At 58.9% G+C, this 23,905-nt stretch carries 19 protein-coding genes; 15 read left to right on the top strand and 4 right to left on the bottom strand.

The genetic code is table 11. The annotated features are described in order from the left end of the window. Positions 1-132: 132 nt before the first annotated feature. Entirely contained in the window at positions 133-1,047 is a 915-nt protein-coding gene (locus AOA60_RS25860) for a DUF808 domain-containing protein (RefSeq protein ID WP_099586752.1), read from the top strand. A gap of 54 nt (positions 1,048-1,101) precedes the next feature. On the opposite strand, the gene AOA60_RS25855 is transcribed toward AOA60_RS25860, so the two are convergent. Both AOA60_RS25855 and AOA60_RS25850 read right to left on the bottom strand, forming a co-directional pair. Further along, positions 1,102-1,890, bottom strand: a complete 789-nt coding sequence (locus AOA60_RS25855; RefSeq protein ID WP_099586751.1) for a VacJ family lipoprotein — start codon at positions 1,888-1,890, stop codon at positions 1,102-1,104. Beyond that, positions 1,883-3,181, bottom strand: a complete 1,299-nt coding sequence (locus AOA60_RS25850) for a serine/threonine protein kinase (protein WP_099586750.1) — start codon at positions 3,179-3,181, stop codon at positions 1,883-1,885. Before AOA60_RS25850 ends, AOA60_RS25855 begins: the two co-directional genes overlap by 8 nt. 236 nt (positions 3,182-3,417) lie before the next feature. Between AOA60_RS25850 and AOA60_RS25845 the strand changes: the two genes are divergently transcribed. Further along, positions 3,418-3,786 (top strand): hypothetical protein, encoded by a 369-nt coding sequence (locus tag AOA60_RS25845; protein ID WP_099586749.1) that lies wholly within the window; start codon positions 3,418-3,420, stop codon positions 3,784-3,786. Positions 3,787-3,868: 82 nt separating this feature from the next. Here AOA60_RS25845 and AOA60_RS25840 read toward each other — a convergent pair whose 3' ends face one another. Next, entirely contained in the window at positions 3,869-5,422 is a 1,554-nt protein-coding gene (locus AOA60_RS25840; protein WP_099586748.1) for a glycosyl hydrolase family 17 protein, read from the bottom strand. A gap of 332 nt (positions 5,423-5,754) precedes the next feature. Between AOA60_RS25840 and AOA60_RS25830 the strand changes: the two genes are divergently transcribed. From AOA60_RS25830 to AOA60_RS25820, 3 genes are all read left to right on the top strand, one after another. After that, positions 5,755-6,606: a glycine betaine ABC transporter substrate-binding protein gene (locus tag AOA60_RS25830; RefSeq protein WP_099586747.1), complete on the top strand. Its 852-nt coding sequence runs from the start codon at positions 5,755-5,757 to the stop codon at positions 6,604-6,606. 194 nt (positions 6,607-6,800) lie between these two features. Next, positions 6,801-7,112, top strand: coding sequence for a DUF485 domain-containing protein (locus AOA60_RS25825; RefSeq protein WP_016972153.1), 312 nt, complete (start codon positions 6,801-6,803; stop codon positions 7,110-7,112). Then, positions 7,109-8,767, top strand: a complete 1,659-nt coding sequence (locus tag AOA60_RS25820) for a cation acetate symporter (protein WP_099586746.1) — start codon at positions 7,109-7,111, stop codon at positions 8,765-8,767. The genes AOA60_RS25825 and AOA60_RS25820 overlap by 4 nt, the downstream gene beginning before the upstream one ends. A 240-nt stretch (positions 8,768-9,007) precedes the next feature. Here the strand turns inward: AOA60_RS25820 and gltA are convergent, their stop codons facing one another. After that, positions 9,008-10,297: a citrate synthase gene (gltA, locus tag AOA60_RS25815; protein ID WP_099586745.1), complete on the bottom strand. Its 1,290-nt coding sequence runs from the start codon at positions 10,295-10,297 to the stop codon at positions 9,008-9,010. Positions 10,298-10,661: 364 nt separating this feature from the next. On the opposite strand from gltA, the gene sdhC reads away from it, so the two are divergent. From sdhC to brnQ, 10 genes are all read left to right on the top strand, one after another. Further along, entirely contained in the window at positions 10,662-11,036 is a 375-nt protein-coding gene (gene sdhC / locus AOA60_RS25810; protein ID WP_016979564.1) for a succinate dehydrogenase, cytochrome b556 subunit, read from the top strand. Continuing rightward, positions 11,030-11,398: a succinate dehydrogenase, hydrophobic membrane anchor protein gene (gene sdhD, locus AOA60_RS25805; protein ID WP_003233245.1), complete on the top strand. Its 369-nt coding sequence runs from the start codon at positions 11,030-11,032 to the stop codon at positions 11,396-11,398. Before sdhC ends, sdhD begins: the two co-directional genes overlap by 7 nt. Positions 11,399-11,401: 3 nt before the next feature. Further along, positions 11,402-13,174, top strand: a complete 1,773-nt coding sequence (gene sdhA / locus AOA60_RS25800) for a succinate dehydrogenase flavoprotein subunit (protein ID WP_099586744.1) — start codon at positions 11,402-11,404, stop codon at positions 13,172-13,174. Positions 13,175-13,185: 11 nt separating this feature from the next. Beyond that, on the top strand, positions 13,186-13,890 hold the full coding sequence (locus tag AOA60_RS25795) for a succinate dehydrogenase iron-sulfur subunit (protein WP_003172807.1): 705 nt from the start codon (positions 13,186-13,188) through the stop codon (positions 13,888-13,890). A 261-nt stretch (positions 13,891-14,151) separates the two neighbouring features. Continuing rightward, positions 14,152-16,983 carry a 2-oxoglutarate dehydrogenase E1 component gene (locus tag AOA60_RS25790; RefSeq protein WP_099586743.1) on the top strand — a complete coding sequence of 944 codons (2,832 nt, stop codon included), beginning with the start codon at positions 14,152-14,154 and terminating at the stop codon, positions 16,981-16,983. Between the two features lie 44 nt (positions 16,984-17,027). Continuing rightward, positions 17,028-18,245 carry a 2-oxoglutarate dehydrogenase complex dihydrolipoyllysine-residue succinyltransferase gene (odhB, locus tag AOA60_RS25785; RefSeq protein WP_099586742.1) on the top strand — a complete coding sequence of 406 codons (1,218 nt, stop codon included), beginning with the start codon at positions 17,028-17,030 and terminating at the stop codon, positions 18,243-18,245. A gap of 99 nt (positions 18,246-18,344) precedes the next feature. After that, the gene (gene lpdA / locus AOA60_RS25780) at positions 18,345-19,781 is read left to right on the top strand and encodes a dihydrolipoyl dehydrogenase (RefSeq protein WP_099586741.1); all 1,437 of its coding nucleotides are present in this window, start codon (positions 18,345-18,347) and stop codon (positions 19,779-19,781) included. A 204-nt stretch (positions 19,782-19,985) separates the two neighbouring features. After that, on the top strand, positions 19,986-21,152 hold the full coding sequence (gene sucC, locus AOA60_RS25775; protein ID WP_003210567.1) for an ADP-forming succinate--CoA ligase subunit beta: 1,167 nt from the start codon (positions 19,986-19,988) through the stop codon (positions 21,150-21,152). Further along, complete coding sequence (sucD, locus tag AOA60_RS25770) at positions 21,152-22,033, top strand: succinate--CoA ligase subunit alpha (RefSeq protein ID WP_010166265.1); 882 nt, start codon at positions 21,152-21,154, stop codon at positions 22,031-22,033. The genes sucC and sucD overlap by 1 nt, the downstream gene beginning before the upstream one ends. Positions 22,034-22,450: 417 nt before the next feature. Then, positions 22,451-23,764, top strand: coding sequence for a branched-chain amino acid transport system II carrier protein (gene brnQ, locus AOA60_RS25765; RefSeq protein WP_099586740.1), 1,314 nt, complete (start codon positions 22,451-22,453; stop codon positions 23,762-23,764). Positions 23,765-23,905 lie beyond the last annotated feature (141 nt).

Here is a 23,905-nt window from a genome sequence, read left to right as displayed (position 1 = left end):
AACCAGGAGTTTCCTTGCCAATACCGGCGGTTGCGCATGGTAGCACCGGCCATCCGCGTGCCTCAACAATGTGCCCGTAAAGCCCTGCGCCGCGTTATGCTCGCGCCATCCCCCTTTAAGGAAGTCCGATTCATGGCAGGAAGCAGCTTGTTGGTGTTGATCGACGACATCGCCGCGGTACTCGATGACGTTGCCTTGATGACAAAAATGGCCGCGAAGAAGACCTCCGGCGTGCTGGGCGACGACCTGGCGCTCAACGCCCAACAGGTCTCCGGCGTGCGTGCCGAGCGGGAAATTCCCGTGGTGTGGGCGGTGGCCAAGGGCTCGTTCGTCAATAAGCTGATTCTGGTGCCCACCGCACTCCTGATCAGCGCCTTCGCGCCGTGGGCGGTGACGCCACTGTTGATGCTCGGCGGCGCCTACCTGTGTTTCGAAGGCTTCGAGAAACTCGCCCACAAATTCCTCCACAGCAAAGCCGAAGACCAGGCCCAACACGCGCAATTGGCCGACGCCGTCGCGGACCCGGCGACCGATCTGGTGGCGTTCGAGAAGGACAAGATCAAAGGCGCGATCCGCACCGACTTCATCCTCTCCGCGGAAATCATCGCCATCACCCTGGGCATCGTCGCCGACGCGCAGTTGACCCAGCAGGTCATCGTGCTGTCGGGCATCGCCATTGTCATGACCGTGGGCGTTTACGGGCTGGTGGCCGGTATCGTCAAGCTGGACGACCTGGGCCTGTGGCTCACCCAGAAGCCCGGGCAGGTGGCGCGCAGCATCGGCGGCGCGATCCTGAGTGCAGCGCCGTACATGATGAAAAGCCTGTCGGTGATCGGCACGGCGGCGATGTTCATGGTCGGTGGCGGCATCCTCACCCACGGCGTGCCGGTGGTGCATCACTGGATAGAATCGGCGAGCCAGGGCGCGGGTGCCGTGGCGTGGTTGATGCCGACGTTGCTCAATGCGGTGGCGGGGATTATTGCGGGGGCGGTGGTGTTGGCGCTGGTCAGTGTGGTCGGCAAGGCCTGGAAAGCAATCAGGGCTTAAATCGCAGACATAAAAAAGGCCATTCATTCGAATGGCCTTTTTTGTCGGTGCTATTTACTCGGCAATCTGCAACTTGCGCGATTCCGTGTAGATATAGCGCACCTTCTCATACTCAAACGGCGAGTTCATCTGACCATAACGGAAGCTGGTCTGGTAGCGCTTGTCCACCGCGCGCAGGGCCCAGACTTCCGGGTGGTTGGAGCTGACTTCGGAAACGTTGAGGAAGTTGATCTGGGATTCTGCGGTGTAGTCCACCAGCAAGCCGCCGGTATCGCGCAGGTTCGATGGGCCGAAGACCGGCAGCACCAGATAGGCCCCGCCAGGAACACCGTAGAAGCCCAGGGTCTGACCGAAGTCTTCGCTCTGGCGCGGCAGGCCCATGGCGGTAGCTGGGTCCCACAGGCCCGCGATGCCGACGGTGGTGTTGAGCAGCAGGCGCCCGGTGGTTTCCAGGGAGCGGTGGCCTTTGAGCTGCAGCAGGCTGTTCAACAGGTTGGGCACGTCGCCCAGGTTGTTGAAGAAGTTGCTCACGCCGGTGCGCAGGAAACTCGGGGTCACGTACTTGTAGCCGTCGACCACGGGCAGGAACACCCATTGGTCGAAGCGATAGTTGAAGTGGTACACGCGCCGGTTCCACGATTCGAGCGGGTCATACACGTTGAGCGCGTTGACAGATGAGCGTTCGAATTCGCGCTGGTCCAGCCCCGGGTTGAATTTGAGTTTGCTCAACGGCTCTTTGAAACCGTCGGAATCCACCACGATCGGCGCGTTAGCCTTGCTGTTGTCGGCATTGGCTACGCCCGCACACATCAGGGCGGCGAGCAGCAGAAAGTATTTAGCCACGGAAGAACTCCAGCATGGCGTCGGCGTTGACGCGGTAATTGAGGTTGCCGCAGTGGCCGCCCAGTGGGTAGACGGTCAAGCGATCGCCGAAGGTTTTACGCAGGAAACCCAGGTCGCCGGGGCCGAGGATCACGTCGTCGGCGTTGTGCATGACGGCGATTTTCGGGCTGGCGTGCAGGTAATCCTTGAGGGCGTACAGGCTGACCTGGTCAACCAGTTGCAACAGGCTGCCGCCGTCGGAACGGGCGCGCCACATCGGGATCACTTGTTCGGTGAGGTAGCAGTCGAAATCGCATTGCAGCGCACGCTTGAGGAACGGCGTAAGGCTGGTGCCTTCGGTGATCGGGTACTTCGGCGGGATGATCAGGCCGCGACGGTTGATCAGGTCCGAGGTAAAGGCAATGTCGGCCGCCGAAAAGCGGAACGAGGTGCCGATCAGCATGGCCATCTGTTCGTTGGTCAGGTGCTGCTTGGATTGCTGGAAGTCGTAGAGCAGGGCGTCGTTGAGGTCGATATAGCCCTTTTGCTGGAAGTAGCGGGTCAGCTTGTTCAGCACCAGTTCATAGAAGGTGGTGGTGTTGTTGATGCCCTTGACCTCGGTCTGTACCAGCTTGTCGAGGTTGGTAATCGAGGTGTAGAGGTTGACCGGCGGGTTGAGCAGCAGCACTTTCTTGAAGTTGAAGCTGCGGCGGGTCTCGTCCAGCTTGGCCACAAATGCCGCATCCAGGGCACCAAGGCTGTAGCCGGAGAGGTAGAAATCAGTCACCGGCAGCGAAGCGTTCTGTGCACGTACGGCCTGCATCACGCGGTACATGTCTTCGGCGTCTTCCTGGGTGATCCCCGGGGTGGCGAAGCGGGAGGCGGCACTGATGAAGTCAAAGCTGGTGGGCGACGACAGTTGCACCACGTGGTAGCCGGCCTGGTAATACAGTTTTTTCAGGTATTCGTTGATGCTGCTATCGAACCGCGCACCGGTGCCCGCGATCAGGAAGATCAGCGGCGCGGCGCGGTCCTGCTTGGCGATGCGGTAGGTGAGTTTCTTCACCGCCCAGAAGTTGTCCGGCAGGCTGAACTCGCGCTCGGGGCGCATGTTCAGGGTGTAGTCGGACTGATTGATCTCGTCATCGCTGGGCAATGTCGGCCGAAGGTCAGGCGGGGTGGTGGCGATGGTCGCTTCGAACGGGTTGGTCAAAGGGTAGCCATAGCTGGCTTGGTCAATGTCGACCGCCAGTGCTGACGCACTCAAAAAAAGGCTGCCCAACAGGGCGGCACAGCGCAAGGAACGGAGCATGACTAAATCCCTAAGAGGAAACGTGCTGAATGAAGTTCGCAGGCTATGACCACCGTGCTATCTCCGAAGTGCCAGCCTTCGGCACGAAAAGTCGGAAATAAACGTCGGAATCGGGGTAATAGTAGCCAGACGATACACTTTGCCACGCATTGGTGAACACTAATTGTGTGTATGTCCCTTGATAACGGCTGCGGGGGGATTAAGCTGGGCGCCGTTTTTGCCTATCGGAGTGCCCCATGTCCCGTCGTTTGCCGCTGATTTTGCTGCTTATTGCCCTGCCATTATGGCTGGCCGCCAGTTATGGTGCGCGCTACGGTTTTATGGAAGATGGCCGCTGGGTGGGGATTTGCGCTGACGAGGCCAGCCGCTGGGAATGCCAGCTGCGTGGGAACCTGGGGTTGATGATTCACTTCAAGGTGCTGGGCTGGACGGCGCTGATCACCTCGGTGCTGGCGTTTTTCGTGCCGGGCCGTGCAGGCTGGGGGTTGGCGGTGTTGGGGCTGGTGTTCGGGTTGCCGGCGCTGGCGTTGTACAACACCACATTTGCGGTGTTTGCGGTGGTGATTGCGGGGTTGCGGTTGGTCAGGCAGCCGCGGGGCGCCTGATAGGGCCAATCGGGGGCAAACTCCCTCCCACCTTTGGAATGCGTTCTCATGTGGGAGGGGGCTTGCCCCCCCGATAGCGGTCTTAGGCCCTGCGCACCCGCAAGCACCGCCACAAAGCCACCACCATCAACCCGCTGACCAGCGCCCAACCCCATGCCTGCTGGTTCAACAGGCCTTCTCGGTACAGCTGCGGCGCAATACCGGCGCCGATAATGAAGGTCAGCAGCGCGATTTCCCGACGCGGCCCGGTCACCGGGCGAACCATGTACACCAGGGCCGGCAGCAGCAGTGCCGCACTCGGGAAGCTGCGATAGCGCGGGTCAAACACCAGCGCCAACATCATCACCGCACCCGCGAACCCAGCGATTGCCACCAGCCAGCCTGCACGTTGTTCCAACCAGATGAACGCCCGTTCGCGCCAGCCTTCACGGGCACTCAAGGCCAGGGCCGCGTGAGCCAGCACCAGCAGGTTCAGCGCCACGAGTAAACCGGCCCACACCCACTCATCAGTAAAGCGTGCAGTCACACAGGTCAGCTCGGCCCAGGAGCCGATGGAACAGGCTGCCACTGCGCCGAGCAACGGCAGCAGGATCGCGGCACGTGTCCTGCGAACCCGGCCGCCGAGCGCCAGCGTCCCCAGCAGGATGAGGCCACCCACCCCCAACCACAGCGGCCAGTACGGCACATTGGTCACAGGCCCGGCGAGAATGCCCTTTTCCTGGCGATCAGCATCGAACAGGCCCCAGTAGCCGCCTACCGCACCTTCGCTGGCGCGCTTCCACGGCTGGTCGAACGCTTCGATCAGGTTATAGCGCCAGCCATTGGCTTCAGCCATGGCCACAAAGCCGCGCATGAACTTGGCTTCATTGACCCGGCTCGGCACGGCCGTTTCACGCTGGCGGCCTTCGCTGGGCCAGCCGGTTTCGCCGATCAGCACGTCCTTGGGCGCGAACTTGTTGCCGAAGGTCTGGCGCACATCGCCCACGTGCTTGAGGGCCTGGTCGATGCTCGACGGATCGTCTTCCCAGTAGGGCAGCAGGTGAATGGTCAGGAAGTCCACCGCCGGGGCGATTTCCGGGTGTTGCAGCCAGAACTCCCAGACGTCGGCGTAGGTGACGGGTTGTTTGATCTGGCTTTTGACGGTCTGGATCAGCTTCACCAGTTGCGCGGCGGTGACTTCCTTGCGCAGCAGGGCTTCGTTGCCGACGATCACCGAGGTCACGACGTCCGGGTTGGCGTTGGCCGCCGCGATCAGCTCATCGATCTCTTTTTCGGTGGCCACCGGATCACTGCTGACCCACGCGCCGGCCATCACCTTCAAGCCATGTTTGCGCGCCATGTCGGGCAGGGCTTCCAGGCCGGTCATCGAGTAGGTGCGGATGCATTCGAAGCGGGTGGCCAGCAGGGCCAGGTCGGCGTCCATGCGCTCGGGGCGCAGCTTGAACGGCTGGTCGAAGGGGGATTGGTCTTTATCGAACGGCGTGTAGGACGCGCATTGCAGTTTATGGCTGGCACTGGCGACATCCGGCAGCACCACTGGACGGCCGAGGCCATACCAATAGCCGACCAGGGCCAGCAGGCCGAGGATCAGGGCGAAGCAATAGGGCAGGGCAGGGAAGCGGGCAGTCGCGGGCATGGTCGGCTTATCTGGGGGAGCAAAGGCGCGCATCTTACCCGGATTTGTCCCTTCCCAGTGGGGCTGCATGATTTTGACATGCAAAGTTCGGGCGGAATATTGACGCCATGTTCCAGGAAACGTCCTGCTGGCGATGTGATGTCGTTTCTTGCTTGCATAAGGTCGCTGACAGAGCAGGTCGACGGCGTCGGCAGGTTGATGATCAGGGTGTCAGCATTCCACTGATGTCGCAGCCACCGGATCGATGCGCGTGAAGGCGGCGCGGTGCACCACATAACAACAGGTTGACGTCGCTCGGCATCCGTCGGGCGCAGCACTTTCGGGGAAGTACGATGAAGATGCGACGACTCTTGGGCGCAGCTGCCACTCTGGTAGTTGCGATGAGCTCCACACTGGCCAGCGCCGACAGCAAAACCCTGAGCATCGGCTACGTGGATGGTTGGTCGGACAGCGTTGCCACCACTCATGTGGCGGCAGAAGTGATCAAGCAAAAGCTCGGTTATGACGTGAAACTGCAAGCGGTCGCCACTGGGATCATGTGGCAAGGCGTGGCCACCGGCAAACTCGACGCCATGCTGTCCGCCTGGCTGCCCGTGACCCACGGTGAATACTGGACCAAGAACAAGGACAAGGTGGTCGACTACGGCCCCAACTTCAAGGATGCGAAGATCGGTCTGATCGTGCCGGAGTACGTCAAGGCAAAGTCCATCGAGGACCTCAAGACCGACACCACCTTCAAGAACAAAATCGTCGGTATCGACGCCGGTTCAGGCGTGATGCTCAAGACCGACGAAGCGATCAAAGCCTACGGCCTGGACTACAAGCTGCAGGCCAGTTCGGGCGCAGCCATGATCGCCGAACTGACCCGTGCCGAAGACAAGCAGGAATCCATTGCGGTTACCGGTTGGGTGCCACACTGGATGTTCGCCAAGTGGAAACTGCGCTTCCTGGACGATCCAAAAGGGATCTACGGTGCTGCTGAAACCGTCAACAGCATCGGCAGCAAGGGCCTGGAGAAGAAAGCGCCGGAAGTCGCGGCCTTCCTGAAAAAATTCCAGTGGGCCTCCAAGGATGAAATCGGCGAAGTCATGCTCGCTATCCAGGAAGGCGCCAAGCCTGACGCAGCGGCCAAGGATTGGGTCGCCAAGCACCCTGAGCGTGTAGCCGAATGGCTCGCTAAGTAAATTCCCCGATGCACCTTTGTGGGAGGGGGCACGCCCCCTCCCACATTAATATTTGTCCCCCGCAAATCTTCCTGTGTTCTCACAAACCCTCGCTACACTCGATCTACTACTAAGGTCGTCTGGAACCTGTTCCGCAGCCGCATACAGTAGCTATGTTCCAATAATAAAAAAGCTGTGCTGCGAGGATAAAAACAATGAACGACAGCATTTACCTCTCGATTCAAAACAGCCCGCGTTTCAAGGAGCTGGTGAGAAAAAGGGAACGATTCGCCTGGATTCTCTCGGCAATCATGCTAGGGCTTTACTCCGCTTTCATCCTGTTGATCGCCTACGGGCCACAAGTGCTGGGGGCCAAGCTCAGCCCCGGTTCGTCGATTACCTGGGGCATTCCCCTGGGCGTCGGGCTGATTGTGTCCGCCTTCATCCTGACCGGCATCTATGTGCGCCGGGCCAACGGCGAGTTTGACGACCTGAACAATGCGATTCTCAAGGAGGCTGCGCAATGATTCGGCGTCTATTGGCAATATTCGGCGCTTCACTGTTTGCTCCGGCCGTTTGGGCGGCGGACGCATTGACCGGTGCAGTGCAAAAGCAACCGTTGAACGTCTCGGCCATCGTGATGTTCGTCGCGTTCGTCGGTGCCACCTTGTGCATCACTTACTGGGCTTCCAAGCGTAACAAGTCCGCAGCCGACTACTATGCGGCTGGCGGCAAGATCACGGGTTTCCAGAACGGCCTGGCGATTGCTGGCGACTATATGTCGGCGGCGTCGTTCCTGGGTATTTCCGCGCTGGTGTACACCTCTGGCTACGATGGCCTGATCTACTCGATCGGCTTTCTGGTGGGCTGGCCGATCATTCTGTTCCTGATCGCCGAGCGCCTGCGTAACCTGGGCAAATACACGTTTGCCGACGTGGCGTCGTACCGTTTGGGGCAAACCCAGATCCGCACCCTGTCGGCGTGTGGGTCGCTGGTGGTAGTGGCGTTCTACTTGATCGCGCAGATGGTGGGCGCGGGCAAATTGATCCAACTGCTGTTCGGCCTGGATTACCACGTTGCAGTGATCCTGGTGGGCATCCTGATGTGCATGTATGTGCTCTTCGGCGGCATGCTGGCGACCACCTGGGTGCAGATCATCAAGGCGGTGCTGTTGCTGTCGGGTGCTTCGTTCATGGCGCTGATGGTGATGAAGCACGTCAACTTCGACTTCAACATGCTGTTCTCCGAGGCGATCAAGGTTCACCCTAAAGGTGAGGCGATCATGAGTCCCGGCGGTCTGGTGAAAGATCCGATCTCCGCATTCTCCCTGGGCCTGGCCTTGATGTTTGGTACCGCCGGCCTGCCGCACATCCTGATGCGCTTCTTCACCGTAAGCGACGCCAAGGAAGCGCGTAAGAGCGTGCTGTATGCCACTGGCTTTATCGGCTACTTCTATATCCTGACCTTTATCATCGGCTTTGGCGCGATCCTGCTGGTCAGCACCAATCCGGCGTTCAAGGATGCAGCTGGCGCCTTGCTGGGCGGTAACAACATGGCAGCGGTGCATCTGGCCAACGCGGTGGGTGGCAGTATCTTCCTGGGCTTCATCTCGGCCGTGGCCTTCGCCACCATCCTGGCCGTGGTTGCAGGTTTGACCCTGGCCGGCGCTTCGGCGGTGTCCCACGACCTGTACGCCAGCGTGATCAAGAAAGGCAAAACCAACGACAAGGATGAGATTCGCGTGTCGAAGATCACCACCGTGGCCTTGGGTGTATTGGCAATCGGCCTGGGTATCCTGTTCGAAAGCCAGAACATCGCGTTCATGGTTGGCCTGGCGTTCTCCATTGCCGCGAGCTGTAACTTCCCCGTACTGCTGCTTTCCATGTACTGGAAAAACCTCACCACCCGTGGCGCCATGATCGGCGGCTGGCTGGGCTTGATCAGCGCCGTTGGCCTGATGATCCTTGGCCCGACCATTTGGGTCTCGATCCTGCACCATGAAAAAGCCATCTTCCCGTACGAATACCCGGCGCTGTTCTCAATGATCATCGCGTTCGTGGGTATCTGGTTCTTCTCCATCACCGACAAGTCGGCGGCGGCAGAGAAAGAGCGTGCGCTGTACTTCCCGCAGTTTGTGCGTTCGCAGACTGGCCTGGGGGCGAGCGGGGCGGTTAATCACTAAGATGTAGCTGAATAAGAAATACCCCGGTCGAAAGGCCGGGGTATTTTTTTGCCTTGGGTTTTGTGGTGTTTGTGCCAATGCCATCGGGGGCAAGCCCCCTCCCACAGTTAACCGAGCCCATCTTTTGGAATGCAGCCCAATGTGGGAGGGGGCTTGCCCCCGATAGCGGTAGACCAGGCAACACAAACAAAAACGGCCTCCACTAAGGGAGGCCGTTTTCAGTACAACTAAGCGGATTGCTTACTTGCGATCTTCCAACTTGGAGATATCACGCGACTCGTAGCCGGTGTACAGCTGGCGCGGGCGGCCAATCTTGTACGGGCTGGAGAGCATTTCTTTCCAGTGGGAGATCCAGCCCACGGTCCGCGCCAGGGCGAAGATCACGGTGAACATGCTGGTAGGAATGCCGATCGCCTTGAGGATGATCCCCGAGTAGAAGTCGACGTTCGGGTACAGCGAGCGTTCGATGAAGTACGGGTCGGTCAGGGCGATCTCTTCCAGGCGCATGGCCAGTTCGAGTTGCGGATCGTTTTTGATGCCCAGTTCCTTCAACACTTCGTCGCAGGTCTTCTTCATCACGGTGGCGCGCGGGTCGCGGTTCTTGTAGACCCGGTGACCGAAGCCCATCAGCTTGAACGGATCGTTCTTGTCCTTGGCCTTGGCGATGAATTTGTCGATGTTCGAGACATCGCCGATTTCATCGAGCATGGTCAATACGGCTTCGTTCGCACCGCCGTGGGCAGGGCCCCACAGTGCGGCGATACCGGCGGCGATACAGGCGAACGGGTTGGCACCCGAAGAGCCTGCCAGGCGTACGGTGGACGTCGAGGCGTTCTGTTCGTGGTCGGCGTGGAGGATGAAGATCTTGTCCATCGCAGCGGCCAGCACCGGGCTGATCGGTTTGATCTCGCACGGCGTGTTGAACATCATGTGCAGGAAGTTTTCCGCGTACGTCAGGTCGTTGCGCGGGTACATCATGGGTTGACCCATGGAGTACTTGTAAACCATTGCGGCCAGCGTCGGCATCTTCGCAACCAGGCGGATCGCGGAGATTTCGCGATGCTGCGGGTTATTGATGTCGAGGGAGTCGTGATAGAAGGCCGACAGGGCGCCAACCACACCGCACATGACGGCCATCGGGTGGGCGTCGCGACGGAAGCCGTTGAAGAAGGTCTTCAACTGCTCGTGAACCATGGTGTGGTTCTTCACGGTGCTGACGAACTGGGCTTTTTGCTCGGCTGTTGGCAGTTCGCCATTTAGCAGCAGGTAGCAGGTTTCCAGGTAGTCCGACTTTTCAGCCAGTTGCTCGATCGGGTAGCCCCGATGCAGCAGGATGCCATTATCGCCGTCGATATAGGTGATCTTCGACTCGCAAGAGGCGGTCGACATGAAGCCTGGGTCGAAAGTGAAACGGCCCGTGGCCGTCAGGCCCCGTACGTCGATAACATCGGGACCAACGGTGCCGGTTAAAATGGGCAGCTCGACGGGGGCTGCGCCCTCGATGATCAACTGCGCTTTTTTGTCAGCCATGTGGCCTCCTATTTATGCTTCAAATCATCAGACAGACCCCCCACGCAGGGCCCGCACCACTATAGTGAGATAAATTCAGATGTCAATTTGCCTAAAGTCTTGCCCCAGAAGGCTTTAACCGTACTTTTTCCTCGAAATTGGCTGCCATTTACGCCTTTTATCCCGCCAGCGCAATCCGCTATTAGGGTGAGGTGCGCGCGTTGTCATTAGTAACCTAACTGTCTATACTCGGCCACCGACCGCCAAGGGCTTTTGGGCTTGCTTTCATTGGGGGTCGCACTCCCTGGGTGGTGCTTACCTGACCAGTGCACTCCCCAACAACTTTGCCCTGATTGTTAGGGGCTCTTCAGTGTGAAAAAAAGCCGTGAATAGCCAACGACCTGTAAACCTAGACCTAAGGACCATCAAACTCCCCATCACCGGCGTTACGTCGTTCCTGCACCGTGTTTCCGGCATCATCCTGTTCCTGGGCTTGGGCATCATGCTTTATGCATTGAGCAAATCCCTGGGTTCCGAGGAAGGTTACGCCGAGGTGAAGGCATGCTTGACCAGCCCGCTGGCCAAGTTCGTAGCATGGGGCCTCCTGTCCGCTCTGCTGTATCACCTGGTAGCCGGTGTGCGCCACTTGATCATGGATGCGGGTATCGGTGAGACGCTGGAAGGCGGCCGCCTGGGCTCGAAAATCATCATCGCCATTTCCGTGGTGCTGATCGTTCTGGCAGGAGTTTGGATATGGTAACCAGCGTTACGAACCTTTCGCGTTCGGGCCTCTATGACTGGATGGCACAACGTGTGTCTGCGGTCGTTCTCGCGGCTTATTTCATTTTCCTGATCGGATACCTCGTCGCAAACCCGGGCATCGGCTATGAGCAATGGCACGGCCTGTTTGCCCACAATGCGATGCGAATCTTCAGTCTGCTGGCCCTTGTAGCCCTGGGCGCTCACGCCTGGGTCGGCATGTGGACCATCGCGACTGACTACCTGACGCCGATGGCGCTGGGCAAGTCCGCGACTGCAGTCCGTTTTCTCTTCCAGGCAGTCTGCGGCATTGCGATGTTCGCTTACTTCGTCTGGGGTGTGCAGATTCTTTGGGGTATCTGATTCATGGCTAACATTCCAACTATTTCCTTCGACGCCATCATTATTGGCGGCGGCGGTGCTGGCATGCGCGCAGCGCTGCAGCTGGCCCAGGGTGGTCACAAGACTGCCGTGATCACCAAGGTGTTCCCGACCCGTTCCCACACCGTATCGGCCCAGGGTGGCATCACCTGCGCTATCGCGTCTGCGGACCCGAACGATGACTGGCGCTGGCACATGTACGATACCGTCAAGGGTTCCGACTACATCGGTGACCAGGACGCTATCGAATACATGTGTCAGGAAGGCCCTGCGGCGGTGTTCGAGCTGGACCACATGGGTCTGCCGTTCTCCCGTACCGAGCAAGGTCGTATCTACCAGCGTCCATTCGGCGGCCAGTCGAAGGATTACGGTAAAGGCGGCCAGGCTGCCCGTACTTGCGCGGCTTCCGACCGTACCGGTCACGCGCTGCTGCACACCCTTTATCAGGGCAACCTGAAAGCCGGTACCACGTTCCTGAACGAGTACTACGCCGTCGATCTGGTGAAGAACGGCAAGGGCGAGTTCGTCGGCGTGATCGCCATCTGCATCGAAACCGGTGAAACCACCTACATCCGCGCCAAGGCGACTGTTCTGGCGACTGGCGGTGCAGGCCGTATCTACGCGTCGACCACCAATGCCCTGATCAACACCGGTGACGGCGTCGGCATGGCACTGCGTGCTGGCGTGCCGGTGCAAGACATCGAAATGTGGCAGTTCCACCCGACCGGCATCGCCGGCGCTGGTGTACTGGTGACTGAAGGTTGCCGTGGTGAAGGTGGTTACCTGATCAACAAGCACGGCGAGCGTTTCATGGAGCGTTATGCTCCGAACGCCAAGGACCTTGCAGGTCGTGACGTTGTAGCCCGTTCCATGGTTAAAGAGATCATCGCCGGTAACGGCTGTGGCCCGAACGGCGACCACGTGATGCTCAAGCTCGATCACCTGGGCGAGGAAGTGCTGCACAGCCGCCTGCCAGGTATCTGTGAGCTGTCCAAGACCTTTGCTCACGTTGACCCGGTACTGGCTCCGGTTCCGGTTGTTCCAACTTGCCACTATATGATGGGCGGCGTGCCGACCAACATTCATGGTCAGGCGATCACCCAGAACGCTGAAGGTGTGGATGAGATCATCCATGGCCTGTTCGCAGTAGGCGAAGTCGCCTGCGTATCGGTACACGGTGCCAACCGTCTGGGCGGCAACTCGCTGCTCGACCTGGTGGTATTCGGCCGTGCGGCCGGCCTGCACCTGGAAAAAGCGCTGACTGACGGCATCGAATACGATGATGCCACCGACGCCAACATCGAAACTGCCCTGGCCCGCCTGAACGCCCTGAACGAGCGCACTGATGGCGAAGACGTGGCAACCCTGCGTCGCGAGCTGCAAAGCTGCATGCAGAACTACTTCGGTGTGTTCCGTACCGGCGAATACATGCAGAAGGGTATTGCCCAGCTGGCTGACCTGCGTACGCGCATCGCCAACGTCAAGATCAACGATAAGAGCCAGGCGTTCAACACCGCTCGTATCGAAGCCCTTGAGCTGCAAAACCTGCTGGAAGTGGCTGAAGCGACGGCGATCGCCGCCGAGGTTCGTAAAGAATCCCGTGGCGCCCACGCTCGTGAAGACTTTGAAGACCGCGATGACGAAAACTGGTTGTGCCACACCCTGTACTTCCCGGGTGACAAGCGCGTAACCAAGCGTGCCGTGAACTTCTCGCCGAAGACGGTTCCGACGTTTGAACCGAAGATTCGGACTTACTAAGGGTGGCTGCCATGTTGAAAGTCAGTGTTTATCGCTACAACCCTGATCAGGACGCTGCGCCGTTCATGCAGGAGTTCCAGGTCGATACCGGTGGTAAAGACCTGATGGTGCTGGATGTATTGGCACTGATCAAAGAGCAGGACGAAGGTTTCTCCTACCGTCGCTCTTGCCGTGAGGGCGTTTGCGGCTCCGACGGCATGAACATCAACGGCAAAAACGGCCTGGCGTGCATCACGCCGCTGTCCGCCGTGGTGAAAGGCAACAAGCTGATCGTTCGTCCTCTGCCAGGTTTGCCGGTTATCCGTGACCTGGTCGTCGATATGAGCATCTTCTACAAGCAATACGAAAAAGTTAAGCCGTTCCTGCAGAACGACACGCCGGCTCCGGCCATCGAGCGTCTGCAGTCCCCTGAAGAGCGTGAAAAGCTCGACGGTCTGTACGAGTGCATCCTGTGCGCCTGCTGCTCGACCTCGTGCCCGTCCTTCTGGTGGAACCCGGACAAGTTCCTGGGTCCAGCTGCCCTGCTGCAAGCGTACCGCTTCCTGGCAGACAGCCGTGATACCAAGACGTCCGAGCGTCTGGCTTCGCTGGATGACCCGTTCAGCGTATTCCGCTGCCGCGGGATCATGAACTGCGTCAACGTATGTCCCAAAGGCCTGAACCCGACTAAGGCCATTGGTCACATCCGTAACATGCTGCTGCAAAGCGGCGTGTAACCGACGTTGTAACAAAGCAGGACCGTTGTGCCCGTAAATGCTGCGGCGCAGGCTTCAACCGGCGCCGTAGTTTTAACTTGAGCAGCGACTTACAAAGCCGCGGCTCTTATTTTGAAGAAATGAGACAAGCAGGGGCATTCGGGTTGGTACCCGAACTATCAGCGTGATCCTAAGTGGCTTGTTTTGGTCGCTGCACTTGGCCTTTTGCAAGCAAACTCGGTGTTTTCGCCGGTGGTGTCCCCAAATCGAGGGTGACCAAGCATGCAAGAAAGCGTGATGCAGCGCATGTGGAACAGCGGCTATCTTTCAGGTGGTAACGCTGCCTATGTGGAAGAGCTTTATGAGCTCTACCTGCACGACCCTAACGCTGTGCCAGAAGAATGGCGCACCAAATTTCAGACGTTGTCTTCAGACGGCAACGCTGCCACCGATGTATCGCACGCAACGATTCGCGATCAATTTGTGCTGCTGGCAAAGAACCAGCGCCGCGCCCAACCGGTTTCCGCCGGCAGCGTGAGCAGTGAGCACGAGAAGAAGCAAGTTGAAGTACTGCGACTGATCCAGGCCTACCGGATGCGTGGCCACCAGGCGGCCCAGCTTGACCCGCTGGGGCTCTGGCAGCGTCCTGCACCTGCTGACCTGTCGATCAATCATTACGGCTTGACCAATGCCGATCTTGATACGACCTTCCGTGCCGGTGACCTGTTCATCGGCAAAGAGGAAGCGAGCCTACGCGAAATTCACGAAGCGTTGCAGCAGACATATTGCCGCACCATTGGCGCTGAGTTCACGCACATCACCGATTCCGAGCAACGCCACTGGTTCCAGCATCGCCTGGAAGGCGTGCGTGGCCGTCCGGTGCTGTCCGCCGACGTACGCAGCCACCTGCTTGAGCGCGTGACCGCAGCGGAAGGCCTGGAAAAATACCTGGGTACCAAATACCCGGGTACCAAGCGTTTCGGCCTGGAAGGCGGCGAAAGCCTGATCCCGATGCTCGACGAGCTGATCCAGCGTTCCGGTTCCTACGGCACCAAGGAAATCGTGATCGGCATGGCCCACCGTGGTCGCTTGAACGTGTTGGTCAACACCTTCGGCAAGAACCCGCGTGAGCTGTTCGACGAGTTCGAAGGCAAGAAGAAGGTCGAGCTGGGTTCCGGTGACGTTAAATATCACCAGGGCTTCTCCTCCAACGTCATGACCACCGGCGGTGAAGTTCACCTGGCCATGGCCTTCAACCCATCCCACCTGGAAATCGTTTCTCCAGTGGTCGAGGGTTCGGTCCGTGCGCGCCAGGATCGTCGTAACGACACCACTGGTGAAAAGGTCCTGCCGATTTCCATCCACGGTGACGCGGCATTCGCCGGTCAAGGCGTGGTCCTGGAAACGTTCCAGATGTCGCAGACTCGCGGCTTCAAGACCGGCGGTACGGTTCACATCGTCATCAACAACCAGGTTGGCTTCACCATCAGCAACCCACTGGATGCGCGCTCCACCGAGTACGCTACCGACGTTGCCAAGATGATCCAGGCGCCGATCCTCCATGTGAATGGTGATGATCCGGAAGCCGTGCTGTTCGTGACCCAACTGGCTGTCGACTACCGCATGCAGTTCAAGCGTGACGTGGTGATCGACCTGGTGTGCTACCGCCGCCGTGGTCACAACGAAGCTGACGAACCAAGCGGCACCCAGCCGTTGATGTACCAGCAGATCACCAAGCAGCGCACCACCCGTGAGCTGTATGCCGAAAGCCTGACCAAGGCCGGTATTGTTGACGATGCGCGTGTTCAGGCGAAGATCGATGAATACCGCAACGCGCTGGACAATGGTCTGCATGTAGTAAAAAGCCTGGTCAAGGAACCGAACAAAGAGCTGTTCGTTGACTGGCGTCCGTACCTGGGTCACACCTGGACGGCGCGTCACGACACCTCGTTCGATCTGAAGACCCTGCAGGAACTGTCCGCCAAGCTGCTGGAAATCCCGGATGGCTTCGTGGTGCAGCGCCAGGTTGCGAAGATCTACGAAGACCGTCAGAAGATGCAAGCCGGCGGCCTGCCGATCAACTGGGGTTACGCCGAAACCATGGCGTACGCGACCCTGGCGTTCGAAGGTCACCCGATCCGCATGACCGGCCAGGACATCGGCCGCGGTACGTTCTCGCACCGTCATGCTGTGCTGCACAACCAGAAAGACGCGGGCACCTACATCCCGTTGCAGAACCTGTACGAAGGCCAGCCGCGTTTCGACCTGTACGATTCGTTCCTGTCCGAAGAAGCCGTACTGGCGTTCGAATACGGTTACTCGACCACCACGCCGCAGGCGCTGGTGATCTGGGAAGCCCAGTTCGGCGACTTCGCCAACGGTGCCCAAGTGGTTATCGACCAGTTCATCACCAGCGGCGAGCACAAGTGGGGCCGTCTGTGCGGTCTGACCATGCTGTTGCCACACGGTTATGAAGGTCAGGGTCCGGAGCACTCCTCGGCCCGTCTGGAGCGTTACCTGCAGCTGTGCGCCGAGCACAACATCCAGGTGTGCGTGCCGACTACCCCGGCCCAGATCTACCACTTGCTGCGTCGTCAGGTGATCCGCCCGCTGCGCAAGCCGCTGGTAGTGCTGACTCCGAAATCGCTGCTGCGTCACAAATTGGCCATCTCGACCCTGGAAGATCTGGCCGAAGGTTCGTTCCAGACCGTGATTCCAGAAATCGACACGCTGGATGCGGCCAAGGTCACTCGCCTGATCCTGTGCAGCGGCAAGGTCTACTACGACCTGCTGGAAAAACGTCGTGCCGAAGGCCGCGAAGACATCGCCATCGTGCGTATCGAGCAGCTTTACCCGTTCCCGGAAGATGACCTCATGGAGATCATCGCGCCTTACACCAACCTCACCAATGTGGTGTGGTGTCAGGAAGAACCGATGAACCAGGGCGCGTGGTACAGCAGCCAGCATCACCTGCGTCGCAGCATCGGCAACCACAACAAGGCCCTGGGCCTGGAGTACGCCGGTCGTGATGCGTCTGCTGCACCTGCTTGTGGTTATGCGTCGATGCACGCCGAGCAGCAGGAAAAACTGCTGCAAGATGCTTTCACTGTTTAACGCCTTCGCGCTGACTGAAACCGAATTTTAAGGACCCACAGATAATGGCTATCGAAATCAAAGCCCCGTCATTCCCGGAATCGGTTGCCGATGGCACCGTTGCCACTTGGCACAAGAAACCAGGCGACGCTGTAAAGCGTGATGACCTGATCGTCGACATCGAGACCGACAAAGTCGTTCTGGAAGTGTTGGCCGAGGCTGACGGCGTACTGGGCGCAATCGTTGCCGAAGAGGGCGCCACCGTCCTGTCCAACCAGGTACTGGGCTCGATCGAAGCGGGCAGCGCTGCTGCTCCTGCCGCCGCTGCACCGGCTGCTGCTTCGGCTCCAGCGGCTGCTCCGGCTGCGGGTGGCGAAGATCCAATCGCTGCACCGGCTGCACGTCAGCTGGCTGAAGAAAATGGCATCAACCTGGCTTCCATCAAAGGCACCGGCAAAGACGGCCGCGTGACCAAGGAAGACGTAGTTGCTGCTGTTGAAGCCAAGAAAAACGCTCCGGCTGCCGCGCCTGCCAAGGCTGCTGCTCCAGCTGCCGCCGCTCCTGTCTTCGCTGCTGGCGACCGCACCGAGAAGCGCGTGCCGATGACCCGCGTACGTGCAACCGTGGCCAAGCGCCTGGTTGAAGCACAGTCGAACATGGCGATGCTGACCACTTTCAACGAAGTCGACATGACCGAAGTCATGGCCCTGCGTTCGAAGTACAAGGATCTGTTCGAGAAGTCTCATAACGGCGTGCGCCTGGGCTTCATGTCGTTCTTCGTGAAAGCGGCCACTGAAGCGCTGAAGCGCTTCCCGGCAGTCAACGCTTCCATCGACGGCGGCGACATCGTTTACCATGGCTATGCAGACGTCGGCGTTGCCGTGTCCAGCGACCGTGGCCTGGTGGTACCGGTTCTGCGTAACGCCGAGCTGATGAGCCTGGCTGAAATCGAAGGCGGCATCGCCGGCTTCGGCAAGAAAGCCCGTGACGGCAAGCTGACCATCGACGAGATGACCGGTGGTACCTTCACCATCACCAACGGTGGTACCTTCGGTTCGATGATGTCGACCCCGATCGTCAACCCGCCGCAAGCCGCGATCCTGGGCATGCACAACATCATCCAGCGTCCGATGGCCATCAACGGCCAAGTCGTGATCCGCCCAATGATGTACCTGGCACTGTCTTACGATCACCGCCTGATCGATGGTAAAGAAGCCGTGACTTTCCTGGTGACCATCAAGAACCTGCTGGAAGACCCGGCTCGTCTGCTGCTGGATATCTGATAGAAGCAGCTGCAGGCTCCGGGCTGGCCGCCAGAATAGGGCGGCTTGACCTGGGGCGTGTGGCTTGAAAGCTTGCTGCTAAATAGAGGAACTATTTTCATGTCGCAGAAATTTGACGTTGTAGTGATTGGTGCAGGTCCTGGCGGCTATGTTGCCGCCATCAAGGCCGCACAACTGGGCCTCTCGACTGCTTGCATCGAAAAATACACCGACAAGGAAGGCAAACTGGCACTGGGCGGTACCTGCCTGAACGTTGGTTGCATTCCTTCCAAGGCGCTGTTGGACAGCTCCTGGAAATTCCACGAAGCCCAAGACGGCTTCGCGATCCACGGTATCAACCATGCTGGCGTGACCATGGACGTGCCAGCAATGGTCGGCCGTAAAGCCAACATCGTTAAAGGCCTGACTTCCGGCGTTGCGACCTTGTTCAAGGCCAACGGCGTCACTTCCCTGCAAGGCCACGGCAAACTGCTGGCCGGCAAGAAAGTTGAAATCACCAAGCCTGACGGTTCCGTAGAAGTCATCGAAGCCGAGAACGTGATCCTGGCTCCAGGTTCGCGCCCAATCGACATTCCACCGGCTCCAGTTGACCAGAACGTGATCGTTGATTCGACCGGCGCCCTGGAATTCCAAGCGGTTCCTAAGCGTCTGGGCGTGATCGGCGCTGGCGTAATCGGCCTGGAACTGGGTTCGGTCTGGTCCCGCCTGGGTTCCGAAGTGACTGTGCTGGAAGCCCTGGACACGTTCCTGCTGGCTGCCGACACCGCAGTTTCCAAGGAAGCGCTGAAAACCCTGACCAAACAAGGTCTGGACATCAAGCTGGGCGCCCGCGTTACCGGTTCCAAGGTCAACGGCGAAGAAGTCGTTGTGACCTACACCGACAAAGACGGCGAGCAGACCATCACGTTCGACAAGCTGATCGTAGCCGTGGGTCGCCGTCCGGTGACCACCGACCTGCTGGCTTCCGACAGCGGCGTGAACATGGACGAGCGCGGTTTCATCCACGTTGACGATCACTGCGCGACTACCGTTCCTGGCGTCTACGCCATCGGCGACGTGGTTCGCGGCATGATGCTGGCGCACAAGGCGTCCGAAGAAGGCATCATGGTTGTCGAGCGCATCAAGGGCCACAAAACCCAGATGAACTACGACCTGATCCCATCGGTTATCTACACCCACCCGGAAATTGCATGGGTCGGCAAGAACGAACAGCAGTTGAAAGCTGAAGGCGTTGAAGTTAACGTCGGCACCTTCCCGTTTGCTGCGTCTGGCCGTGCCATGGCAGCCAACGACACCGGTGGTTTTGTCAAAGTCATCGCTGATGCCAAGACTGACCGCGTATTGGGCGTCCACGTGATTGGCCCGAGCGCTGCAGAACTGGTTCAGCAAGGCGCGATCGGTATGGAATTCGGCACCAGTGCCGAGGACCTGGGCATGATGGTCTTCTCCCATCCGACCCTGTCCGAAGCGTTGCACGAAGCAGCGTTGGCGGTGAATGGCGGCGCCATCCACATCGCCAACCGCAAGAAGCGCTAAGCGAGATAATAAGAAACCACGGCGGAGTTGCCCGTCGTGAGCCTTGCGCGCAAGACTCACCGCGGAATATCCGCTGGACGCAGCCTTGCGCAGCTTTACGGGCCATAAGCCCAGCAAGTTGCGCAAGCAGCAGTCACAGGTGGCGCGGCACTCATAATGAGCGCAGCGCCGAATGCGCAGTACCTAACGAAGACGGTAAAAAGCATGAATCTTCACGAGTATCAGGGTAAGCAGCTGTTCGCTGAATACGGCCTGCCAGTTTCCAAGGGCTACGCAGTAGACACCCCGGAAGCAGCAGCAGAAGCCTGCGACAAAATCGGTGGTACCGAGTGGGTTGTCAAAGCCCAGGTCCACGCAGGTGGTCGCGGTAAAGCGGGCGGCGTTAAGCTGGTTCGCAGCAAAGAAGACGCCAAGGCCTTCGCACAGCAGTGGCTGGGCAAGCGTCTGGTGACTTACCAGACTGATGCCAATGGCCAGCCAGTCACCAAGATCCTGGTTGAATCGTGCACTGATATCGCTAAAGAGCTGTACCTGGGCGCTGTCGTTGACCGTTCGAGCCGTCGCATCGTGTTCATGGCTTCCACCGAAGGTGGCGTGGACATTGAGAAGATCGCCGAAGAAACCCCAGAAAAAATTCTGAAAGCCACTATCGATCCACTGGTTGGCGCTCAGCCATTCCAGGGTCGTGAGCTGGCTTTCCAGCTGGGTCTGGAAGGCAAGCAAGTTGCCCAGTTCGCCAAGATCTTCGTAGGTCTGGCCAAACTGTTCCAGGATCACGATCTGGCCCTGCTGGAAGTGAACCCGCTGGTGATCAAGGCTGATGGCGATCTGCACTGCCTCGACGCCAAGATCAACATCGACGCCAACGCCATGTACCGTCAGCCTAAGCTGAAGACTTTCCACGATCCGTCGCAAGACGATCCGCGCGAAGCGCACGCTGCCAAGTTCGAACTGAACTACGTAGCCCTGGAAGGTAACATCGGTTGCATGGTCAACGGTGCTGGCCTGGCCATGGGTACCATGGACATCGTCAACCTGCATGGCGGCAAACCAGCCAACTTCCTCGACGTAGGCGGCGGTGCTACCAAAGAACGCGTTACCGAAGCGTTCAAGATCATCCTGTCCGACTCCAACGTCGCTGCAGTACTGGTCAACATCTTCGGCGGCATCGTTCGTTGCGACATGATTGCCGAAGGCATCATCGGTGCAGTGAAAGAAGTCGGCGTGAAAATCCCGGTTGTTGTTCGCCTTGAAGGTAACAACGCTGAACTGGGCGCTAAAGTACTGGCAGAAAGCGGTTTGAACATCATCGCGGCTACCAGCCTGACCGACGCTGCTCAACAAGTTGTCAAAGCTGCGGAGGGCAAATAATGAGCGTCCTGATCAATAAAGACACCAAAGTTATCTGCCAGGGTATTACCGGTTCGCAAGGTAGTTTCCACACCCAGCAAGCCATCGAATACGGCACCAAGATGGTTGGTGGCGTAACTCCGGGCAAAGGCGGCACCGAGCACCTGGGTCTGCCAGTGTTCAACACCGTGAAAGACGCTGTAGCTGCCACTGGCGCCACCGCCAGCGTGATCTACGTTCCAGCTCCTTTCTGCAAGGACTCGATCCTGGAAGCAGCATTCGGCGGCATCAAGCTGATCGTCTGCATCACCGAAGGCATTCCTACCCTGGACATGCTGGACGCTAAAGTTAAGTGCGACGAGCTGGGTGTTACCCTGATCGGCCCTAACTGCCCAGGCGTGATCACCCCAGGCGAATGCAAGATCGGCATCATGCCTGGTCACATTCACTTGCCAGGCAAAGTCGGTATCGTTTCCCGTTCCGGCACCCTGACCTACGAAGCTGTGAAGCAGACGACTGACGCCGGTTTCGGCCAGTCGACTTGCGTCGGCATCGGTGGTGACCCGATCCCAGGTTCGAACTTCATCGACATCCTGAAGCTGTTCCAGGAAGACCCGAAGACCGAAGCGATCGTGATGATCGGTGAGATCGGCGGTTCGGCTGAAGAAGAAGCGGCTGCCTACATCAAGGCACACGTGACCAAGCCGGTTGTTTCCTACATCGCTGGTGTGACTGCCCCTGCAGGCAAGCGCATGGGCCATGCTGGCGCAATCATCTCTGGCGGCAAAGGCACTGCAGACGAGAAGTTTGCTGCCCTGGAAGACGCAGGCGTTAAAACCGTGCGTTCGCTGGCAGACATCGGCAAGGCTTTGTCCGAGCTGACCGGTTGGGCTGTCAAGTAAGCCTCGCGCTTAGCTGACGCTTTACCAGGCAAAGGCCACCTTCGGGTGGCCTTTGTGCTTTCTGAGGTTTAATAAAGATCAAAATGTGGGAGGGGGCTTGCCCCCGATTGCAGTGGGTCAGTTAACAAATACAGTGACTGACAATTCGCCATCGGGGGCAAGCCCCCTCCCACATTTATCTGCATTGCCAGATTAAGTATAAAAACGCGACATAGAGATGTCGCTTATCGGACAGACCGCCCCGCAACAGTGCGTTCTTCACGCTAATTCTGTAACCTAGCCGCCTCTTTATGCGTGTGCCTCCCAAAAGGAAGCCCCGCGCCAGACCGGTCGGCCCCCATCAGGGCTGACAGTATTTCCCTCATCCACAGGGAATCCCTCTCTAAATTCCGATTCAGTAGTGTGGTATTTCCCGAAATGAAAGTGTTGAAAAGCCAGGATATCCTGGCGTTGGGCTTCATGACCTTTGCCCTGTTCGTGGGCGCCGGTAACATCATCTTCCCGCCTATCGTTGGTTTGCAGTCCGGGCCTCATGTCTGGATGGCAGCATTGGGCTTCCTGGTCACCGCAGTGGGTTTGCCGGTGGTCACCGTTATCGCCCTGGCCAAGGTCGGCGGCGGTATGGATGCGTTGAGCAGCCCGATCGGCAAGATCGCCGGTGGCCTGCTTGCGGCGGCGGCGTATCTGGCGGTAGGGCCGCTGTTCGCTACCCCGCGTACCGCGACCGTGTCCTTCGAAGTAGGCCTGGCGCCGCTGACCGGCGAAAGCCCGCTGGCGCTGTTCCTCTATAGCTCGGTGTATTTCCTGGTGGTGTTCTTTGTGTCCCTGTACCCAGGGCGCCTGCTGGACACCGTGGGTCGCTTCCTCGCACCGCTGAAGATCATCGCGCTCGCCATCCTCGGCATTGCCGCGTTTGCCCTGCCGGCCGGTGAAGTGGGCGTCGCTACCCCGGAATATGTCGCTGCACCGTTCTCCCAAGGTTTTATCAATGGTTACCTGACCATGGACACCCTGGGCGCGCTGGTATTTGGCATCGTGATCGTCAACGCCATCCGCTCCCGTGGTGTGGAGTCGCCAAAGCTGATCACCCGCTACGCGATCATCGCGGGCCTGATTGCCGGTGTGGGCCTGGCGCTGGTGTACGTCAGCCTGTTCCGCCTGGGTGCGAGCAGTCACGAAGTGGCCGCTGGTGCGGCGAATGGTGCTGCCGTACTGCACGCCTACGTGCAACACACTTTCGGCTCCCTGGGCAGTGGTTTCCTGGCGGTGTTGATCTCCCTGGCATGCCTGGTTACGGCTGTTGGCCTGACCTGCGCGTGTGCAGAGTACTTCAGCAAAATCCTGCCGTTGTCCTACAAGACACTGGTAGTGATCCTGGCGCTGTTCTCGCTGTTTGTGTCCAACCTGGGCCTTACCAAGCTGATTGCCTTCTCGATCCCGGTGCTCACCGCGATCTACCCGCCGTGCATCGTGCTGGTGGCGTTGAGCTTCTGCAAAGACTTCTGGCAGGAGCAGGGCCGCATCGTTGGCCCGGTGATGCTGGTGTCGTTTATCTTCGGCTGCATTGACGCCCTCAAGGGCGCTGGCCTGGCTGGCTGGATGCCGTCGTCGTTGGCCAACCTGCCATTGAGCGAACAAGGCCTGGCGTGGCTGGTGCCGTCGGTGATGGTGCTGGTGGTTGCGGTAGTCATTGACCGTATGCTCGGCAAGCGTAGCGAAGCGATCGCGTAACACATTTTCAAGGCTGCGCAGAAATGCTCCGTATCAATCGATATGGGGCATTTTTTATGCTTAGTAGACGACAAGCTTCTAAAGTGTGAAACACGGTAGGTGTGGGAGCGAGCAAGCCCGCTCCCACATGTTGACCGCGTT

The sequence above is a fragment of the Pseudomonas sp. 2822-17 genome, assembly GCF_002742485.1.
Classification (GTDB): Bacteria; Pseudomonadota; Gammaproteobacteria; order Pseudomonadales; family Pseudomonadaceae; genus Aquipseudomonas; species Aquipseudomonas cyclaminis.
The sequence above is the reverse complement of the archived record's forward strand: the minus strand, read 5'-3'. Positions and strand labels throughout refer to the sequence as shown.